Below are 17,740 nucleotides of genomic sequence, written 5' to 3' on the forward strand. Positions count from 1 at the left end.
GCGTTTTCCTGTGCGCAAGGTGCTTGGCAAACCGCGCGGGAGAGCGCTAGAAGGCCGGTCATGGGGACCAAAGAGAGTTGACTGAAATGAGGATGATTCTGGCGGTTGCCGCGGTGCTCTATTCAGCCTCCGCGTTTGCGCAGACCGACAAGCCACCGATGGTGGGGGACAAGCCACTGGTGCAGGTCAAGCCGAAGGGGACCAAAGCGGGGACGAAGGAGGCCGCGGCCAAGCCGGCCGCAGCACCGAAGGGCAAGCCGCAATCGATCGCAGCGCGGCTCCAGGCCTGCCTCGACCTCGATGACGGCACCAAGGACCGGCTCAACTGTTACGACGCCATTATCCCGCCGACGCCGAAGCCGAAGCCCGCGAAGGCCAAGGGCTACGCCGATTGCCGTTTCTTCAAGGAAGAGGACGAGCGGCTGGCCTGCTTCAACGGCTTTGCCGAGAGCATTCCGAAGCTGCCCAAGACCTGACGTTTGAGAGCCGGACGGCTAATCGCTGATCCGGCTCAGCACGGCCCTGAAGGCAACGCCCGGCGCTTGCAGCGCGGTGCCTTCGAATTCCGCGGTGTCGCCGTCCTCGCGGCCGGTGAGCGTCAGCGTGATACGGTCGATGCCGAACAGCGCCTTGTAGGACGGATCGTCGTTGTAGCGCTGGGTCGAGATCTTGACCTTGATGCTGTCGCCTTCGCCCGTGTAGGTGCCGATGAAGGCGAAGGCGGAATTGCCGCCGCGCATTTTGCCATCCATCACATAGACGACGCCGCACCCGGTTCCGTGAACGGTGTGGAAGTCGACCTTGTACAATCCCTGACGCACCGTCTGTCCCCGCAGAATTCCAGCCAACACTTGGCCGGCAAATTATGATCGTTGCCAGCGGAAGCAATCCGGTGGCTCCCGGGGATGTCGGCCATCAACATCAGATTTTGATCAAGGCTCGAGAGAATTGCAGGCAGCGTGGCCAAATACCGGCTGGCGCAATATCAGACTATCGGTTCGATACCGATGGCGTGGTGGCGGCGACGCGCGTCAGCGCCAGCGCCGGCGTTGCCGACATCTTCACCAGCACGTCCTTGAGCGGATATTGCGTCCACGCGCGGTTGACGTAGTCGCGATGGGTGATGCCGTCGCCGGTCTCGACGAACACCACGCTGCCGGGACGCAAGGGGCCGTCCATGTCCTCGGCGACGCTGATGCCCTTCTGCCTCAGCATGCTCATCAGCTCGCGGTCGCGCCGCGCGGTGTAGTGGGTGTAGGAACTGACGAAGAAGCCTGAGCGGTGGCTCTCGATCCAGGCGGCGAATTTGTCCATTTCGCCATAGACGGCATCGAGCAGCACGACGCCGCGGACGCGGTCGCTGATGCCGCCGACCTCGAGGCTCCAGGCCGTCGGCAGGAAGCCGCCGCTGTAGCCGACGATGACGATCGGCATGTTGGCGAAGGCGCGCGCGCTGTTGGGATCGCCGGTGAGGCGGGCGAGGTGGCTCGCCGACTCCTCCATGAAGCGCTTGAGGCCGCCGGCCTGCCAGAACTTTCCGGCACTGGAATCGGCGGCATCGACCGCCATTTGCGGGGCGAGCAGGATGGCGTTGGCGCCGGAATCGGTGATCTGCTGCGGCACGAGCTGCCGGTCGCGCACGTCGCGCTCCAGCGTCGCGCCATTGCCGTGGAAGAACACCACGATCACGCCCGGCTTGCGGACGTCGAAATGCTCGGGCACGTGCATCAGCACGCGGCTGTCGCTGTAGGTTTCGTCCTGCCAGTAGACGCGGCCCGAATAGCTGCGATGGCCGCGGCGGTCGCCCTTGGCGATGTTGAGGAACGGCGCGTCGGACGCGGGGTTGTTGCCGAAATAGGGGAAGGCCGAGGACTTCATGCTGACGAGCGTCGTCAGGTCTTCGCGCGGCGGACGCTGATAGGGCACCTGCGGCGCGAGCGAAGCCACCTTGTAGGGCGCCTGCTCCGGCTGTGGCTGCTGCTGCACGGCGCGCTTGGGCGAGAAGTCCGACATCTGCCGTTGCAGAAAACTCTCGTTCGCCGAAGGGAAGCGTTCCCTGAACTGCGGGGCCGGGAAACGATCCTCGAACGTGTCGCCGCTCGCAACTTGCGGATTGGTTTTGGCGACGACCTGGACATTGGCCTGCGAGTTCGCCGCGAGCGCCGCCGGGTTCGGCGCCTTGCCGCATTGAACCAACGTCAGTGACAACGGCACCAAGGCTGAGATCAGGCCGATCCGGAGCGCACGACCGCGCGCACCGGACGTCGTCCGGTCGGCACACATGTCAGCTCTCAGTTTCGGAACGGCCCCGACCATCCACCCATGACCCCAAAGTCACGACCCAAGTCACACGTCCATCGGCAATCTCTCGACAATTGAGCCGACTGGCGTTTAGGCGACGTTAAACATCCGGAGAAACTTCCCCACATCCGGAACGCTCAAAAGGACCATGCAATCGTGTCGTGATTGTGGGGGAGGGAGACGGGATTCTCCGGTGCTTGGGCGGGTTTATTGCCCAGGAGCATGCATAAAAGGTGTCAAAATACCTATTTCGCTCGCCTCATTTAACCCTTGTTAACCCTGCTTGAATTGACTGGACCAAACTGCACGATGCTCCCCGCGAGGCGTGACGCCTGAGGTTAAGGACCCCGATGACGGCATCAGATGCGGGACCCGCGCCCTGGACCGGGCGGCTGACCGGAGGTGGCTCCGGGGTTTCCGTTCTGGTCGCGACCGCCATCGTCGTTGCCGACATGATCGGGGTCGGCGTCTTCACCAGCCTCGGCTTCCAGGTCAAGGACATCCCCTCCGGCTTCTCGATCCTGCTGCTTTGGAGCGTCGGCGGCATCGTCGCGCTGTGCGGAGTGTTCTCCTACAGCGAACTGGGCGCGATGTTTCCGCGCTCGAGCGGTGAATACAATTTCCTCGGCCGCGCCTATCATCCGGCCTTCGGCTTTCTCGCCGGCTGGGTCTCGGCGACCGTCGGCTTTGCCGCGCCGGTCGCGCTCGCGGCCATGGCGTTCGGCGAATACGCCAAATCTGTCGTGCCCGACCTGCCGCCGATTCCGCTTGCCATCGGCGTGGTGTGGCTGGTCTCGATCGTGCAACTGACCGGCGTCAGGCACTCCTCGACCTTCCAGCTGATCTCGACCATCTTGAAGGTCGTGCTGATCGTCGCTTTCCTGGTCGCGGGTTTCATCGTCGGCGTGCCGCAGCAGATCGCGTTCACGCCGCAGCCGGGCGATCTCGCGCATATTGTCAGCGCGCCTTTCGCGATCGGCCTCGTCTTCGTGATGTACTCGTTCTCGGGCTGGAATGCCGCGACCTACATCATCGGCGAGATGAACATGCCGCAGCGAGATCTGCCGCGCGCGCTGCTTGCGGGCACGCTGATCGTGCTGGTGCTCTATGTCGCGCTGAATGCGGTTTTTCTCTACTCCACGCCTGTCAGCGCGCTCGCCGGCCAGCTCGATGTCGCCAGCGTCGCCGGCAGCGCGATCTTCGGCAAGCTCGGCGGCAGGATCGTCGGCGCGATGATCTGCGTCGGCCTGATCTCGTCCATAAGTGCGATGATGTGGATCGGCCCGCGCGTGATGATGACGATGGGCGAGGACATTCCGGCGCTGCGCGCGTTCTCGAAGCGATCGGTGAGCGGCGCGCCGGCCTATGCCATCCTGTTTCAGCTTGCGGTCGCGACCCTGCTGCTGTTCACGCGCAGCTTCGAGGCCGTCCTCGACTTCATCCAGTTCGCGCTGTTGTTCTGCTCGTTCTTCACAGTCGCCGGCGTCATCAAGCTGCGCATCACCGATCCCGACCTCCCCAGGCCCTATCGCGCCTGGGGATACCCGTTCACCCCGCTCGTTTTCCTGCTCGTGACCGGGTTCATGATGTACTACCTTTTGACCGAGCGGCCGGTGCAGTCGCTCTCGGGAATGCTCGTCATGCTCTCGGGCCTGTTGATTTATGCTGTTTTCCGCAGGCGGCCGGTCGCCGCTGGCACTTCATCACATCGCGAATAGACATGTTTCGACTCATGAGATTTGCGGCCGTCGCCCTTGCCCTGCTGGCCGCGGCTGTCTCGTCCGCGCGTGCGGCCGACGTTACCTTTGACGATACCGCGCGTTTCCTCGCGGGCATGCAGCCTTCGGCGGACTCGCCGCTGGCGCCGCTCACAAAGGACCCGGGCTGGCAGCGCCACGCAAAATTCTTCGACGGCGCTTTCGCCCAGCTCGAGCAGCGGCAGCTCTCGAAGATCCGCAACTGGGCCGACCTCAATCTGGCCGCGCCCCGACCGACCATGTTCTACATGTTCAGCGGTCCGGATTTCCTCTACGCGAACGCGTTCTATTCCAAGGCCAGCACTTACGTGCTCGGCGCGCTGGAGCCGGTCGGCGCCGTGCCCGACCTGACACGGCTGCCGCGCGGCTCGGTCGGTGCGGCACTTTACAATGTCGAGCGCTCGCTCGGCTCGATCCTGAGCTTTTCGTTCTTCATCACCAAGCAGATGAAGGTCGACCTGCACGCCAACCAGGTCAACGGCACCTTGCCGATTCTCTATGTCTTCCTCGTCCGCTCCGGCAAGACCATTCGCAATGTCGAGATGGTCGCGCTCGACGACAAGGGCGGGATGCATGTCGGCAACGACAATCCGGGACCGAACGCGACACGCGGCGCCCGCATCACCTTTGCGGGCAGCGATGGGGAAGCGCGCACGCTGTATTATTTCTCGACCGACCTTTCCAATCCCGGCGCGCGCGCCGCAGGCTTCCTGAAGTTCTGCGAGACGCTCGGACCCGGCAACAGCCTGATCAAGAGCGCGTCCTATTTGCTGCACTCCGGCAACTTCACCGTTGCGCGCGACTGGCTGCTCGCCAACAGCGCGACCATCATCCAGGACGATTCCGGCATTCCGCTTGCGAACTATAATGCGCGGCAATGGCGGTTCTTCCCGTTCGGCCGGTACCTCGGACCGATCGGCGAGTTCCCCGGCCGCTACCAGGAGCGCTACGCCGAATTGTTCACGCGCGCCCAGCCGATCGATTTCGGCGTCGGCTATCGCTGGCGCATGCATGAATCCAACTTGCTGCTGTCGGTGAGGGTGCCGGGAAGCGAGGCCGCGCCGGCTGCTGAGGCCACCTCATCCGCCGAGCCGCCGCCCAAACCGGCGCGTCCGAAGCGGCCGCGTCCGCCCGAGCCGATCCCGCCGCCGCCCGGGCGCTTCTACTGGTTCCGCTAGGCGGTCAGCTGAAATCTGGCGTCACGAGCTCTGGGCTACGACGACCAGCACTTCCGCCTTCTGCCGGCCGAGGCTCCTGACCTCGTGCGGGGTCTCGCCTGAGAAATACAGGCAGTCGCCCTTGCCGAGTGTCAGCTCCTCGCCGTCGAGCTTGATCGAGATTTTGCCGTTGATGACGAACAGCAGCTCCTCGCCCGCATGCGAGGCGCGGGTCGCCGCCTTGTGCGGCGGGCTTAGCAGGAACGGCTCCATCATCTTGCGGGTGCGGCCGGTTGCCAGCGGGACTACGCCAAACGTGTCCTGGAACAACGGCACGTTGCCGCCTTCGCGGCGAAACAACGTGTAGCGCGGCGCGGGCTCCGCGTTCGGGTCGAAGAAGTTCGCGACATTGACCTCAAGGGCCGCGGCCATCCGCAGCAACGCGGCGAGCGAGGGGATCTTCAGGTTGCGCTCGACCAGCGAGATGTAGCCGCGCGTGAGATCGCTCTGCTTCGCAAGCTGATCCAGCGTCAGGCCCTTGGCAATCCGCGCCTGGCGGATATTGGCCCCGACCGCTGTCGCTTTGCTGACGTCAAGCACGCATGAGTCTCCCGAACTGCTGATGCCTCTTTTGCAACAGATGCGGCCGAACTGCCAGCCCGGCAGGGCGGGCTGCTCTTTACGCCCGCGGATGCGTGTATTCTAAAGGAAAACTCACGCGCAGAAATTTCGAGCAGGGCCGCAGATATTGTGAGCAGATGGGCTGGTATATCGCATGATTCAGCTGAAAATTGGAGCAATTTGCCTGTCCTGCCGCGATCGACGGCATTTGCCCCGTTCCGTGGCGTTGATTTCCATGAGTAAACATGATCGATTTTTACCGTCGCGGCTGCCGATGGGCTCCGCGGACCGAACCAACTGCTTTTCCCAGGCGCCGGTACCTTTTGGAGAGATCGATGACCGTAGCAGACGACGTAACCCTGAACGTAGCGCCGGACGAGGCGGCGAGCTTGCGGCGGATCGTGTGGTCGAGCGTGATCGGCACCGCGGTCGAGTGGTACGACTTCCTCATCTACGGCACGGCGACCGCGCTGGTGTTCAACAAGGTCTTCTTCGCCGCAGGCAATCCCACGCTCGCCACTATCGCCGCCTTCGGCACCTACGCAGTTGGCTTCCTGGCGCGGCCGCTCGGCGCTGCGATCTTCGGTCATTACGGCGACCGGGTCGGCCGCAAGGCGATGCTCGCGATCACCATCATGGTGATGGGCATCGGCACCTTCCTGATCGGCCTGCTGCCGACCTACCAGCAGATCGGCATTGCCGCGCCGCTGCTGCTGATCGGCCTCCGCTTTCTCCAGGGCATCGGCCTCGGCGGCGAATGGGGCGGGGCCGTGCTGATGGTGGTCGAGAATTGCCCGACGCACCGCCGCGGCCTGCTCGGCAGCATGGTGCAGGTCGGCAACCCCATCGGCAATCTCGCCGCGATCGGCATGTTCGCGCTGGTGGCGAGCCTGCCGGAGAGCGATTTCATGACCTACGGCTGGCGCATTCCGTTCCTGGTCTCGATCCTGCTGGTCGGCGTCGGCCTCTACATCCGTCTCAACATGGAAGAGACGGCGGCCTTTCGTCAGGTCCAGGCGAAAAAGGACGTCGCGAAGATGCCGCTGGTCGAGATCTTCAAGCACCACCGCAGGCCGTTCTTCACCGCTGTCGGGCTCAAGATTTCCGAGATCGCCTATGCCAGCATCGGTGGTGTGTTCGTGATGTCCTACGCCACCGCCAATCTCGGCCTGTCGCGCACAGTGGTGCTGAATGGCGCCTTCGCCGCATCGCTGGTCGCGCTGCTCGCGATTCCGCTGTTCGGGTGGCTATCCGACATCGTCGGCCGCAAGACAATGTTCTACGCGAGCTGCGTATTCTCGGCGCTGTTTGCCTTCCCGCTGTTCTGGCTGCTGAACACCCGCGATCCCACTATCGTCATCTGCACCATCGTGGTCGCGATCACCTTCGGCCAGATGGTGATGTTCGGTATCGGCGCGCCCTGGTATTCCGAGCTGTTCTCCGCGCGGCTGCGCTATAGCGGCGCCTCGCTCGGATTTCAGGTCGGCGCGGCGATCAGCGGCGGGTTGACGCCGCTGATCGCGGCGTCTCTGATGGCGTGGAGCGGCGGCGCCACCTGGCCGGTCTCGCTGCTGCTGATCGCCTGCGCGGCCGTCACGGCGACCGCGACCAATTTCGCGCCGGAGATGGCGAACAAGGAACTGACCTGATCCCGCGGCGCGCCGCCAACAGCGGCGCGCCATCGCCTCTCACAAGGATTTTGTCATGCTCGACACCATCAGCGCCGGCTCGGCACAGGGCGCAGCACAGCTTGGTTGGACCGGCGTGGTGCGCTTCCTTCATCTTACCCCGCGTGCGTTCCTGCCGATGCGCACTGCGGAAACGCTCACGCTCGTCGCTGGAAGAGGAATCGAAGGCGACCGCTACATGATCGGCAATGAGGAGGGGTTCTATTCGCACAAGCCTGAAGAGGGCCGGCAGGTCACGCTGTTCGAGCTCGAGACGCTGGTTGCGCTCAAGCGCGATGCCGGCATCGCGCTCGGCCCGGAAGAGCACCGGCGCAACGTCACGGTCGAAGGCGTGCCGCTGAACCATCTGGTCGGCCGCCGCTTCTGGCTTGGCGAGACCCTGCTGGAGGCAACCCGGCTGTCGGTGCCGTGCCGGCATATCGAGGAGATCACCGGCAAGGCGATCTTCGATCCCCTGATCAACCGCTCCGGCCTCAACTGCAGGATCCTGCAAGGCGGCGTTGTGAAGGTCGGCGATACCGTGCGGAACGCGGCATGAAGGCGCGCCCGATCACGACGGTCAAGACGGTCGTCACCGGCATCGAGGCAGCGGGGGCAGGCATCAAGCTGTTCACGCTGGCCGATCCGGACCGCTGGGAGCTACCGCCCTTCAAGCCGGGCGCGCATATTGACCTGCATCTGCCGAACGGGCTCGTGCGAACTTACTCGCTGTGCAACGAGCCCGCGGACAACACGCGCTATGTCATTGCGGTCAAGCGCGAGGCGGACGGGCGCGGCGGTTCGCGCGCGCTGCACGACGATGTCAGGGTCGGCGACGTCATCGGCGTCTCGCTGCCGCGCGGCGGGCTTGAACCCGATGCGCGCATCGGGCGCTACCTGTTCGTCGCTGGTGGCATCGGCGTGACGCCGTTTTTGTCCATGGCGCGGCATCTCGAACGAACGGAGCCGGCCGACTTCACGTTGCATCTGATCGTGCGCGAGGAGGTGCCGCTTGCCGTGCATCTCGGTGCGCTGATCGAACGGGGGCGTATCGTGGTGCACCGGACATCGCGGACCGGACGTCCTGATATTGCGGCGCTTGTCGGGGAAGGTGGATCGGACACGCTGGTTGCCTGTTGCGGTCCGGAAGGCATGACCGACGATTTCGAGCGGGCGACCACAGCATGGCCCGTAGCCAACGTTCACATCGAGCGTTTTGTCGCGCCGCCGCCGGTCATCGATCCCGACGCAAAGCCGTTCACGGTGTCACTGGCGCGCTCCGGCGCCGAGATCCAGGTCCGCGCCGGCCAGACCATGCTGGCCGCGTTGCAGGAAGGCGGCATCGACATCGCGACCTCCTGCTGCGGCGGCATCTGCGGCGCCTGCAAGGTCGGATGGATCGAGGGCAAGCCGCTTCACCGTGACCGCGTCCTGTCGCCGTACGAGCGCGAGCGCTATCTCATGGTCTGTGTCGCGGGATCGGAGACGGAAAGGCTGGTGCTGGACCTCTAGGCTTCGGCACTACCAGTGTACGCTTTGGCTGGGCTCGATGAAGGCGGTCGTGCTCGGCGGTGTGGCCTGGCTTGTCGACAGATACCAGCCGGAACCGAGAACGAGTGCCAGGAGTGCAATGATTGCGAGCACGTCGATGGTTCTGGGGTCATGGTGGTGGTGACCCCTGTGGTCCAGATTTGGACCGAACCTGAAGTGGAAGTGAGGGCTGATTTTCCAGCGCATTGTTGTTCCTCCCTGCGGAGCAGCACAACAACGCGGCGTAAAAGTTCCGGTTCCGCTCAGGGCAGCGATGCGCAAAGCACCGCAGCATACTTATGATGCGTTGACGCCCCGCCAGCGGGCGTAACGCCAGGGCAGATACCAGCGAGCCCGCTGCGGCGCGGCGAGGGGCACATTGTCGATGCCCGATGTGCCCCAGGGATTGCAGCGCAGCAGGCGCGCGAGTGTCATCCAGCCGCCGGCCCAGAGCCCGAACCGTTCGATCGCCTCGTCGCCGTAGACGGAGCAGGTTGGCAGGTGCCGGCAGTTGTAGCCGACCAGCGGCGACAGGGTGTGCCGGTAGACCCAGATCAGCGCGCGGCCGAATCTGCGCGGCAGACGGAGGGCGCCTTCGATGGGATTGGAGCAAAGCTCGCAGGCTGAATGCTTCATGTGCGATGTGCTGCGACGTTGAGCGGCGTATTGCGCGGTTCCGGCGCAGGGAACAGCAAGCTGTTGTTTGTGCGCCATATTTTGCGTGCTTTTTGGGAGCAGTGCAGCAAGTACCTATGGACGATCTGTATTCCCCCGGATACCATTTTTATGACATCCATGTGAGACTCATTGGAACGTCGGAACGGGGCTCGCCTGAATCGCTTTGGGGCTTGGGGAAGGGACCAGTTTGAAACTTCTGAAGTCGCTCAATCTACGCGGCTGGTTGCTGGTGGGAACCGCCGCTTGTGGGGTCGTGTTGGCTGGTGCCGTCGCGACCATCGGGTCATCGGCCCGGGCCGGGGCCGCGCTCGAAGAGCGCAAGCTGCCGATGAAGTTCAGCTGGATTGCCTGCGAACCGAATTGCCGCGGCTGGGTCAGCGCAGTCGGCATCATCACCGCCGATACGCCCAAGGATTTTGAGGACTTTGCCCAGGGACGCCAGCTCGGCGGCGCCACCGTGGTGCTCGATTCCAGTGGTGGCTCCGTCAACGACGCGATCACGCTCGGCCGGCGCTTTCGCAACCTCGGGCTCCTGACCACGGTCGGCATCAGCGTTCAGAACCGCGGCAGCCAGTCGGCCCGTCCGGCGGTCGCGTCTGAGGCCTATTGCGAATCCATGTGCGTGTTCCTGCTGCTGGCCGGCAAGAAGCGCTACGTACCTGATGCCGCGCATGTCCGCGTCCATCAGATCTGGATGGGCGATCGCGCCGACGATGCCAAGGCGGCGAGCTACAGCGCGCAGGACCTGATGATCGTGGAGCGCGACATCGGCCGGCTCGCCAAATACACCTTCGACATGGGCGGTGCCGGCGATCTGCTGTCGCTCGCGCTGAGCGTCCCGCCCTGGGAAGATCTGCACGAGCTGGACCCCGGCGAGCTGAAGCTCACCAATCTGGTGACGACGGATCTGGTGGCCGACGTGCTGCCGCATGTGGATATTGCGGCGCCGGTCATGGCGGAGTTGGCTCCGAAGACGCAGGCAAGGTTCGGGACGGAACCGGAGCAGCCGGCCAAGTCGACCAAGACGGCAGAAGCCGTGGTGCCGACCGGCGCTGCGCAAGTGGCGGCGTCGCAGAAGTAGATCCCGCGACGCGCCTCAGAATGACTTCAGTGCAGAACTGACTAACCCTGCGCCGCAGCCGGCTGCTTGGCCTTGGCTTCGATCTGGCCGATGGCATCGACGACGGCATCGAAGGTCAGAAGCGTCGAGGCATGCCTCGCCTTGTAGTCACGAACCGGCTCGAGGAATTTGATGTCCTCCCACTTGCCTTCGGGAGGCGACCCATTCTCTTTCAGCATCTTGCGAACGGTTTCGCGTAACTCACGGAGTTCGCTCGCAGTCGAGCCGACGACGTGACTTGCCATGATGGATGAAGAGGCCTGGCCCAGCGCGCAGGCCTTCACGTCATGGGCGAAGTCGGTGACGGTGTCGCCGCTCATCTTGAGATCGATCTTCACGGTCGAGCCGCACAATTTGGAATGGGCGGTGGCGGTGGCATCGGGATCCGACAACCGCCCGAGACGCGGAATATTCCCGGCCAGCTCGATGATCCGCTTGTTATAAATGTCGTTCAGCATGTGATGGAGTCCAGCACTTCCATACCCACTTCCGGGCCGGATCGGCCTTGGCGGGCGCCGTCCAGGGTCCTATATAGGAGCGGAACTGGCGGAAAAACAGTCCAGCGGTGCGGCGGCGGCGGTCCAGATCAGCGCTGCCGGCGTGATGACCCAAGGGCCTTTTTCGTCAAAACTGTTCTCTTCAGGCGTCCGGCGGCTTGCCGCCCCGTCTGCCGGTGACACTCCGGCCGCAAGGCCGTCGAACGGAGTAGACATGGACGCTGCAATCAAATCCATCCGCCCGGGTAAGCCCTCCGACCGGCAGCCCGAGAGCCGTCCGGCGGAGCTCGACCCTGCCGAATTCCTCGCGGCCGCCGTCCGTGCCGACCAGCCGCGCCCCGCGCGCGCCGAGGCGGAAGCGGCGGTGAAGACGCTGCTGGCCTATATCGGCGAGAACACCGAGCGCGAGGGTCTTCTGGACACACCGCGCCGTGTGGTGGAGGCCTTCGACGAGCTCTATCAGGGCTACCATCAATGCCCGGCCGAGGTGCTCGACCGTACCTTCGGCGAGACCGCCGGCTATGACGATTTCGTCCTGGTGCGCGACATCGAGTTCACCTCGCAGTGCGAGCATCACATGATGCCGTTCTACGGCAAGGCGCACATCGCCTATACGCCGGTGGAGCGCGTCGTCGGCCTGTCGAAGCTCGCCCGCCTGACCGATATCTTCGCCCGCCGGCTCCAGACCCAGGAGCACCTGACGGCGCAGATCGCCGCCGCCATCGACGAGATCCTCAAGCCGCGTGGCGTGGCCGTGCTGATCGAGGCCGAGCACACCTGCATGTCGGTGCGGGGCGTCGCCAAGCATGGTGCTTCCACCTTCACCAGCCGCTTCACCGGCATGTTCCGCGACAATCCGGCGGAGCAGGCCCGTTTCCTGTCCCTGGTGCGAGGCCTGCAGCGCTGACCTCGCGAGTTGACTGGCGAGGTTTGTCGTGTCTGCTCACTCCCATGAGATCGAGGAAGGTCTTTCCTTCCTTCCCAAGTTCGACGCCGCGGGCCTCGTGACGGTCGTCGCGACCGACGTCGCCACCGGTGACGTGCTGATGGTCGCGCATATGAACGACGAGGCGCTGCGCAAGACCATTGCGACCGGTGAGGCCTGGTATTTCAGCCGCTCGCGCAATGCCTTGTGGCGAAAAGGTGAGACCTCAGGTCAGACCCAGCGCGTGGTCGAGATCCGCACCGATTGCGATCAGGACGCGGTCTGGCTTCGCGTCGAGCAGATCGGCGCGGCTTGTCATACCGGGCGACGGTCCTGCTTCTATCGCAAGGTCGAGGCCGAGGGCGGCGGGGCAAAGCTGGTCTTCGTTGATGCCGAGCGGCTGTTCGATCCCAGCGCGGTCTACAAGAAGTAGCCTGCCGCCGTCCCGCGCTCGGACCTGCGGTGCGTCCCGGAATGACTCGGGGAGGGAGCGTCCCCGGAATTAACCCCGCATTAACCATACCTGTCCCACGGTGAGACGACAGGGTGCCGAATTGCCGGCATCCCTCAACGCCGCGCGGGGCGGGCACTTCAGCATGTCGGTCGACAATTCCAGTGCCTCTCAGACGGCGGGTCTCGATCCGTCGCGGGCACGTGTCGCCGGTGCGATCAAGCAGGTCTCCAGCCGGACCGGCGTCAGCTTCCAGTACATGCTGACCACAGCCAAGATGGAATCGGATTTCGATCCGGCCGCGGGCGCGACCACATCTTCCGCCCACGGGCTCTATCAGTTCATCGACCAGACCTGGCTTGGCACGGTGAAGGAGGCGGGCACCCAGCTCGGCTATGGCAATTATTCCGACGCCATCACCAAGACCTCGTCGGGCACCTACACCGTCGATGATCCCGTGATGAAGCGGTCGATCATGAAGCTGCGCGATGACCCGGAAGCCGCATCCAGCATGGCCGCGGCGCTGACGCAGTCGAACAGCTTCAAGCTCACCGGCCTGCTCGGCCGCAGGCCGAGCGACAGCGAGCTCTACATGGCCCATTTCATGGGCGTCGGCGGAGCGGCAAAACTGATCGCCAATGCCGAGGACAATCCGCAAGCGGTCGGCGCGCGGCTGTTTCCCAATGCAGCCTCCGCCAACCGCTCTATCTTCTACGCCAAGGATGGCCGCGCCCGCAGCGTCTCCGAGGTCTATTCGGTGCTCGACGCGCGCTACGCCAGCGCGGCAAACTCGAAGACGACCCGCGGTGCAATGGCGATGTATGGCGATACGCCCTCGACCACGCAGGTCGCGAGCGCGAACGGCGTGCAGCCGACTGCGCCGATGGTCAACAGCGCCGCCTACCTCCAGACTTTCCCAAATACGAATGGCGTGACGCCGGTGAGCGCGACGTCGTCAACGACGGTCGCGGACAATGCGCCGACCACGCCGGCCTTCCGTTCGATCTATCAGCCCGGCGACACCACGCAGCCGGTCTCGACCACGGTGCAGAAGCTGTGGGGCAACAACGCCTCGCTGACCTCGGTCGCACCCGCGACCTCGTTCGCATCGGCGACGCCCGATGTGCGGCCGCCGCAGCCACTCGATCTCTTCAGCGATCGCAGCGGCGCGTTCTCGAGCTAGCCGAGGTCTCGTGTCCCGGACGCGCTGCAGCGTGAAACGCTGCTGCGCAGAGCCGGGAACAAAGCAACAAGCACTGCTCTCGAACATTATGGGCCCCGGCTCAGCAGCGCATCACTTGCGTGCTGCGCTGCGTCCGGGGCACGAGAGCTCAGCGTCGCTGTTCCCTTAACAAAACGTCAATAAAACCAGCCAGTTATGGTGAACGCTTTGTTAAGCGTCGTGGTTTATTTTGTGTTGCAGGTGACGAGTCGTCATCCTTTTTCGTTAGGTTGCGTAAGCCGGAAGCACCATGATCGTTCGGCAGTTCATCAATTGGATCAGGACGGCGCCCGCAGGTGAGCGGGCCGAGGCCACACGGGCATTGGCCCGGGCCTGGCTGATCTCGGATCTTTCCCATGACGACCGCGTCGCCGCGGAAGGCGCGCTGCTGATGCTGCTCGACGATCCCTCGCCGCTGGTGCGGCAGGCGATGGCGGAGGCGTTTGCGCGCAGCACGGATGCGCCGGCGTCGATCGTGCGGGCGCTGTCGGCGGACCAGCCGACCGTCGCGCTACCCGTACTCGAACATTCTCCGCTGCTGATCGACGCCGATCTCGTCGACATCGTCGCGACCGGCAATGACGAAGTGCAATGCGCGGTCGCCCGCCGCATCGCGCTGCCGGTGTCGGTCTGCGCCGCCATCGCCGAAGTCGGCTGCGCGGCCGCAGCGCTCGAGCTGATCGAAAATCCGCACGCCGAGCTTGCGCCGTTCTCCTGGAATCGCATCGTCGAGCGTCACGGCCATCTCGCCGCGATCCGCGAGGCGATGCTGGTGCTGGAGGATCTGCCGTCGGCAACGCGCGCGGCACTGGTGGCCAAGCTCTCCGAGACCCTGGCGCAATTCGTCGTGGCGCGGAACTGGCTGAGCGCCGACCGTGCCGAGCGCGTGACAATCGAGGCGCGCGACCGTTCCACCATCAACATCGCGGCGCGCTCGCGCGACGAGGACATGCAGGGCCTGGTGCATCATTTGCGCGTCACCGGCCAGCTCACCGCGGGCCTGATCCTGCGCGCGCTGCTGTCGAGCAATCTCGATCTGTTCGATGCGGCGCTGGCCGAGCTCGCCGATCTGCCGCTGGCACGCGTCTCCGCGCTGCTGCATGACCGCGGCGGCAACAGCCTGCATGCATTGCTCCGCCGCGCCGGCCTTCCCGAGGCGACGTTCGCGGCGTTCCAGGTGGCGCTCGATGCCTGCCATGAGCAAGGTTTTGTCGACAGCGACGACGGCGCGGCGCGGCTGCGCCGGCGCATGGTCGAGCGCGTGCTCACCCATTGCGAGACCGATCGCGGCGCCACTGAGCCGTTGATGGTCCTGCTCCGCCGCTTCGCCACCGAATCCGCGCGCGAAGAGGCGCGGCTGTTCTGCGACGAACTGGTCGCGGATGACGCCGTCGATCCGGTGTATGACGATTTGATCGCGGCGTAGGTCGAGGTCGGTCCCGCAAACTCCGTCATTGCGAGCGCAGCGAAGCAATCCAGAATCCCTCCGCGGGGCAGTCTGGATTGCTTCGCTGCGCTCGCAATGACTGGAGGAGTGAGGCGCGCCCTTACTCCGCCGGCACGATGCTCGGCGCGAGGATTGCCTCGAGGTGCTCGGGGCGGTCGCGGTTGACCTGGGCGAGATAGTCGTCGGCGACCTTGCGCAGGCGCCGGCTGAGCTCGGCGGACACGCTGATGCTGTCGAGCTTGGTGTTCTCGTGCACGATGGCCAGGATCGCGTTGATGTGGTGCGTGAACAGCTCGGCCGGCACCTTTTCGAGATCGGGGGCATGTTCGATGACGCGGCACAGGCTTTCGGCGACTCCCGCCGCCGCCGGATAGCCGAACGTCGCTGCGTCGCCCTTGATGTCGTGTGTGGCGCGGAACAGCTCGTCGCGCCGCTCCTTGGTGAAGCCCTCATGGCGGATGGCGACGTAGGCGGCCGATAGGCGATTGACCTCGGTTGCCATCCAGTCCTTGAACTCGCCGGAGAGGCCCGCGAGCGCCTGCTCGGCGCGGCCGACCGGATCGTCCATGTCCTTTTCCTCGACACGGCGCAGAACCCTGCGCAGCGGATTGGGCTGCGTGATCAATTGGTGCGTGGCGAAGGCCGTGACCTCGATGTCCTTTGCGCTGTTCTTCGCCATGATACCTGCCTCGCGTCAGACGTTGCGCTAGATGGAGGAGCGGGCCTTGTCGAGCAGCGAGGGTTGCTGGAGCACCTCGTGCTTTTCGCCGACACGGCGCTCGGGGCCCATATAAGCGGAGTTGGTGTTGCGACGCCGGTCCGGACCGAAATAGGTCTTGGTCTTGATGAAGGGCCGGGGATTGGCGACGACGTTGAGGATGCGCTGGTAAAGGCCCTTGGCCGAGATCGGCTTGGCCAGGAATTCGGTGACGCCGGCATCGCGCGCGACCGTGACGCGGCGCTTCTCGGAATGGCCGGTCAGCATGATGATCGGCGCGTAGGGGTTGCCCTTGGATTCCGGCTGCCGGATCATCTGCGCGAGCTCGAGCCCGTCGAAGATCGGCATCGCCCAGTCGGTGATGACGATGTCGGGCACGTAATGGCTGTACATCTCGAGCGCGGTGGCGCCGTCCTCGGCCTCGTAGACCTCGCGCGCGCCGAACGAATGCAGCAGCGTCCGCAGGATGCGGCGCATGTGCGGATTGTCGTCGCAGACGAGAAAGCGCAGCTTGTTGAAGTCGATGCGGAACATGGCGCCCGGGCTGAAGCGGTCAATCTTCGTTAACCATATCGTGGCGGGGGTTAACGAAGGGTTGCGACCGGGGCCTTAAGGCTCGGGGCAGGGGGGCTCAGTAGCCGAACTGCTCGCGGAGGATGCGTTCTTCCAGGCTGTGGCCGGGGTCGAACAGCATGCGCATCGAGATGGTCTTGTCCGAGAGCACCTCGACGCGGCGGACGTCGCGCACCTCGTCGTGGTCGGCGACCGCGGCGACGGGGCGCTTGTCGCCCTCTAGCACCTCGATCACGACATAAGCTGTGTTGGGCAGCAGCGCGCCGCGCCAGCGGCGCGGGCGGAAGGCGCTGATCGGGGTCAGCGCCAGCAGCGCAGCGTTGATCGGCAGGATCGGGCCCTGCGCCGACAGATTGTAGGCGGTCGAGCCGGCCGGCGTCGCCACCATGATGCCGTCGGCGATCAGCTCCGGCATGCGCTCGCGCTCGTCGATCAGAATGCGCAGGCGCGCCGCCTGGTAGGTCTGCCTGAACAGGGCGACCTCGTTGATGGCGTGGTGCAGGTGGACGCGGTCGTTGACGTCGGTCGCACGCATCAAGAGCGGGTTGATCTCGGATTCGTGCGCCGCCTCGAGGCGGGCACGCAGATCGACCGTCGAGTACTCATTCATCAGGAAGCCGACGGTGCCGCGGTGCATGCCGTAGATCGGCTTTCCCGTGTGCATGTTGTCGTGCAGGGTCTGGAGCATCAGCCCGTCGCCACCGAGCGCGACGACGATATCGGCTTGCTTCGGGTCGCAATTGCCATAATCCCTGGTGAGCTGGCCGTAGGCGGCCTGCGCCTCGCTGCTCTGGCTGGCGACGAAGGCGATCCGGTCGTATCGCGCTGGCTGGGTCATGGCTTCCGGGCAGGGCCGCTGGCTGGAGATAAGTTCCGCCGCGCTCGTCTATAGAGCTGGGCCTCAATTGTCGAGGATGACCGCTCTTCAAGGCAAACGGGCGGCTGACGGTAGCAGGGCGAAATCGGGTCGTTTCGAGCCCGATCGGCCTCCTTGGGCGCCCTCGGCTCCATAATCCCCCAAACCGTCGCAATTCCGCGCTAGCCTTTCGACCTCAGCGGCTCTCGCAGCCGGGCAG

Annotated in this window: 19 protein-coding genes; 11 read left to right on the forward strand and 8 right to left on the reverse strand. The window is 64.6% G+C overall.

The window, feature by feature from the left end; all coding sequences use genetic code 11:
• The first annotated feature begins 86 nt into the window (after positions 1 to 86).
• Positions 87 to 476 carry a hypothetical protein gene (locus AC1RR3_RS12370; RefSeq protein ID WP_492822777.1) on the forward strand — a complete coding sequence of 130 codons (390 nt, stop codon included), beginning with the start codon at positions 87 to 89 and terminating at the stop codon, positions 474 to 476.
• 18 nt (positions 477 to 494) lie between these two features.
• On the opposite strand, the gene AC1RR3_RS12375 is transcribed toward AC1RR3_RS12370, so the two are convergent.
• Both AC1RR3_RS12375 and AC1RR3_RS12380 read right to left on the reverse strand, forming a co-directional pair.
• On the reverse strand, positions 495 to 821 hold the full coding sequence (locus tag AC1RR3_RS12375; protein ID WP_492822779.1) for a hypothetical protein: 327 nt from the start codon (positions 819 to 821) through the stop codon (positions 495 to 497).
• Between the two features lie 169 nt (positions 822 to 990).
• Positions 991 to 2,283: an alpha/beta hydrolase gene (locus AC1RR3_RS12380; RefSeq protein WP_492822781.1), complete on the reverse strand. Its 1,293-nt coding sequence runs from the start codon at positions 2,281 to 2,283 to the stop codon at positions 991 to 993.
• Positions 2,284 to 2,651: 368 nt separating this feature from the next.
• Here AC1RR3_RS12380 and AC1RR3_RS12385 point away from each other — a divergent pair, with 368 nt between their 5' ends.
• Both AC1RR3_RS12385 and AC1RR3_RS12390 read left to right on the forward strand, forming a co-directional pair.
• Positions 2,652 to 4,019: an APC family permease gene (locus AC1RR3_RS12385; protein WP_492822783.1), complete on the forward strand. Its 1,368-nt coding sequence runs from the start codon at positions 2,652 to 2,654 to the stop codon at positions 4,017 to 4,019.
• 2 nt (positions 4,020 to 4,021) lie between these two features.
• Positions 4,022 to 5,236, forward strand: coding sequence for a hypothetical protein (locus tag AC1RR3_RS12390; protein WP_492822785.1), 1,215 nt, complete (start codon positions 4,022 to 4,024; stop codon positions 5,234 to 5,236).
• A 21-nt stretch (positions 5,237 to 5,257) separates the two neighbouring features.
• Here AC1RR3_RS12390 and AC1RR3_RS12395 read toward each other — a convergent pair whose 3' ends face one another.
• Positions 5,258 to 5,815: a helix-turn-helix domain-containing protein gene (locus AC1RR3_RS12395; RefSeq protein ID WP_492822786.1), complete on the reverse strand. Its 558-nt coding sequence runs from the start codon at positions 5,813 to 5,815 to the stop codon at positions 5,258 to 5,260.
• A gap of 356 nt (positions 5,816 to 6,171) precedes the next feature.
• Between AC1RR3_RS12395 and AC1RR3_RS12400 the strand changes: the two genes are divergently transcribed.
• Genes AC1RR3_RS12400 through AC1RR3_RS12410 form a run of 3 tightly spaced genes read left to right on the forward strand, consistent with a single transcriptional unit; the run spans position 6,172 to position 9,015 of the window.
• Positions 6,172 to 7,485 carry an MFS transporter gene (locus AC1RR3_RS12400; protein WP_492822788.1) on the forward strand — a complete coding sequence of 438 codons (1,314 nt, stop codon included), beginning with the start codon at positions 6,172 to 6,174 and terminating at the stop codon, positions 7,483 to 7,485.
• A gap of 55 nt (positions 7,486 to 7,540) precedes the next feature.
• On the forward strand, positions 7,541 to 8,062 hold the full coding sequence (locus AC1RR3_RS12405) for an MOSC domain-containing protein (protein ID WP_492822790.1): 522 nt from the start codon (positions 7,541 to 7,543) through the stop codon (positions 8,060 to 8,062).
• The gene (locus tag AC1RR3_RS12410) at positions 8,059 to 9,015 is read left to right on the forward strand and encodes a PDR/VanB family oxidoreductase (protein ID WP_492822792.1); all 957 of its coding nucleotides are present in this window, start codon (positions 8,059 to 8,061) and stop codon (positions 9,013 to 9,015) included. Before AC1RR3_RS12405 ends, AC1RR3_RS12410 begins: the two co-directional genes overlap by 4 nt.
• A 315-nt stretch (positions 9,016 to 9,330) precedes the next feature.
• On the opposite strand, the gene yidD is transcribed toward AC1RR3_RS12410, so the two are convergent.
• Positions 9,331 to 9,669: a membrane protein insertion efficiency factor YidD gene (yidD, locus tag AC1RR3_RS12415; protein ID WP_492822794.1), complete on the reverse strand. Its 339-nt coding sequence runs from the start codon at positions 9,667 to 9,669 to the stop codon at positions 9,331 to 9,333.
• 229 nt (positions 9,670 to 9,898) lie between these two features.
• On the opposite strand from yidD, the gene AC1RR3_RS12420 reads away from it, so the two are divergent.
• Complete coding sequence (locus tag AC1RR3_RS12420; RefSeq protein WP_492822796.1) at positions 9,899 to 10,792, forward strand: COG3904 family protein; 894 nt, start codon at positions 9,899 to 9,901, stop codon at positions 10,790 to 10,792.
• Between the two features lie 41 nt (positions 10,793 to 10,833).
• On the opposite strand, the gene AC1RR3_RS12425 is transcribed toward AC1RR3_RS12420, so the two are convergent.
• On the reverse strand, positions 10,834 to 11,289 hold the full coding sequence (locus tag AC1RR3_RS12425; protein WP_492822798.1) for an iron-sulfur cluster assembly scaffold protein: 456 nt from the start codon (positions 11,287 to 11,289) through the stop codon (positions 10,834 to 10,836).
• 253 nt (positions 11,290 to 11,542) lie between these two features.
• On the opposite strand from AC1RR3_RS12425, the gene folE reads away from it, so the two are divergent.
• From folE to AC1RR3_RS12445, 4 genes are all read left to right on the forward strand, one after another.
• Positions 11,543 to 12,235: a GTP cyclohydrolase I FolE gene (folE, locus tag AC1RR3_RS12430; protein ID WP_492822800.1), complete on the forward strand. Its 693-nt coding sequence runs from the start codon at positions 11,543 to 11,545 to the stop codon at positions 12,233 to 12,235.
• A 28-nt stretch (positions 12,236 to 12,263) separates the two neighbouring features.
• Positions 12,264 to 12,686 carry a phosphoribosyl-AMP cyclohydrolase gene (gene hisI, locus AC1RR3_RS12435; RefSeq protein WP_492822802.1) on the forward strand — a complete coding sequence of 141 codons (423 nt, stop codon included), beginning with the start codon at positions 12,264 to 12,266 and terminating at the stop codon, positions 12,684 to 12,686.
• Between the two features lie 121 nt (positions 12,687 to 12,807).
• A complete protein-coding gene (locus AC1RR3_RS12440) occupies positions 12,808 to 13,887 on the forward strand; it encodes a lytic transglycosylase domain-containing protein (RefSeq protein WP_492822804.1) in 1,080 nt (359 codons plus the stop codon).
• Between the two features lie 289 nt (positions 13,888 to 14,176).
• The gene (locus AC1RR3_RS12445; protein ID WP_492822806.1) at positions 14,177 to 15,352 is read left to right on the forward strand and encodes a DUF2336 domain-containing protein; all 1,176 of its coding nucleotides are present in this window, start codon (positions 14,177 to 14,179) and stop codon (positions 15,350 to 15,352) included.
• Between the two features lie 121 nt (positions 15,353 to 15,473).
• Here the strand turns inward: AC1RR3_RS12445 and AC1RR3_RS12450 are convergent, their stop codons facing one another.
• The 3 genes from AC1RR3_RS12450 to AC1RR3_RS12460 form a co-directional block, all read right to left on the reverse strand.
• Complete coding sequence (locus tag AC1RR3_RS12450; protein WP_492822808.1) at positions 15,474 to 16,052, reverse strand: Hpt domain-containing protein; 579 nt, start codon at positions 16,050 to 16,052, stop codon at positions 15,474 to 15,476.
• Positions 16,053 to 16,079: 27 nt separating this feature from the next.
• Positions 16,080 to 16,625 (reverse strand): response regulator, encoded by a 546-nt coding sequence (locus AC1RR3_RS12455; protein ID WP_008549760.1) that lies wholly within the window; start codon positions 16,623 to 16,625, stop codon positions 16,080 to 16,082.
• Positions 16,626 to 16,722: 97 nt separating this feature from the next.
• On the reverse strand, positions 16,723 to 17,502 hold the full coding sequence (locus tag AC1RR3_RS12460) for an NAD kinase (RefSeq protein WP_492822810.1): 780 nt from the start codon (positions 17,500 to 17,502) through the stop codon (positions 16,723 to 16,725).
• Positions 17,503 to 17,740 lie beyond the last annotated feature (238 nt).

The sequence above is a fragment of the Bradyrhizobium sp. GW821-FHT13H05 genome, assembly GCF_058804065.1.

Bases quoted from the DNA above. Each gene is read 5' to 3' on its own strand.
- AC1RR3_RS12370 (WP_492822777.1), top strand. From the start codon at position 87: ATGAGGATGATTCTGGCGGTTGCCGCGGTGCTCTATTCAGCCTCCGCG.
- AC1RR3_RS12380 (WP_492822781.1), bottom strand. From the start codon at position 2,283: ATGTGTGCCGACCGGACGACGTCCGGTGCGCGCGGTCGTGCGCTCCGG.
- AC1RR3_RS12385 (WP_492822783.1), top strand. From the start codon at position 2,652: ATGACGGCATCAGATGCGGGACCCGCGCCCTGGACCGGGCGGCTGACC.
- AC1RR3_RS12390 (WP_492822785.1), top strand. From the start codon at position 4,022: ATGTTTCGACTCATGAGATTTGCGGCCGTCGCCCTTGCCCTGCTGGCC.
- AC1RR3_RS12400 (WP_492822788.1), top strand. From the start codon at position 6,172: ATGACCGTAGCAGACGACGTAACCCTGAACGTAGCGCCGGACGAGGCG.
- AC1RR3_RS12405 (WP_492822790.1), top strand. From the start codon at position 7,541: ATGCTCGACACCATCAGCGCCGGCTCGGCACAGGGCGCAGCACAGCTT.
- AC1RR3_RS12410 (WP_492822792.1), top strand. From the start codon at position 8,059: ATGAAGGCGCGCCCGATCACGACGGTCAAGACGGTCGTCACCGGCATC.
- yidD (WP_492822794.1), bottom strand. From the start codon at position 9,669: ATGAAGCATTCAGCCTGCGAGCTTTGCTCCAATCCCATCGAAGGCGCC.
- AC1RR3_RS12425 (WP_492822798.1), bottom strand. From the start codon at position 11,289: ATGCTGAACGACATTTATAACAAGCGGATCATCGAGCTGGCCGGGAAT.
- folE (WP_492822800.1), top strand. From the start codon at position 11,543: ATGGACGCTGCAATCAAATCCATCCGCCCGGGTAAGCCCTCCGACCGG.
- AC1RR3_RS12445 (WP_492822806.1), top strand. From the start codon at position 14,177: ATGATCGTTCGGCAGTTCATCAATTGGATCAGGACGGCGCCCGCAGGT.
- AC1RR3_RS12450 (WP_492822808.1), bottom strand. From the start codon at position 16,052: ATGGCGAAGAACAGCGCAAAGGACATCGAGGTCACGGCCTTCGCCACG.
- AC1RR3_RS12455 (WP_008549760.1), bottom strand. From the start codon at position 16,625: ATGTTCCGCATCGACTTCAACAAGCTGCGCTTTCTCGTCTGCGACGAC.
- AC1RR3_RS12460 (WP_492822810.1), bottom strand. From the start codon at position 17,502: ATGACCCAGCCAGCGCGATACGACCGGATCGCCTTCGTCGCCAGCCAG.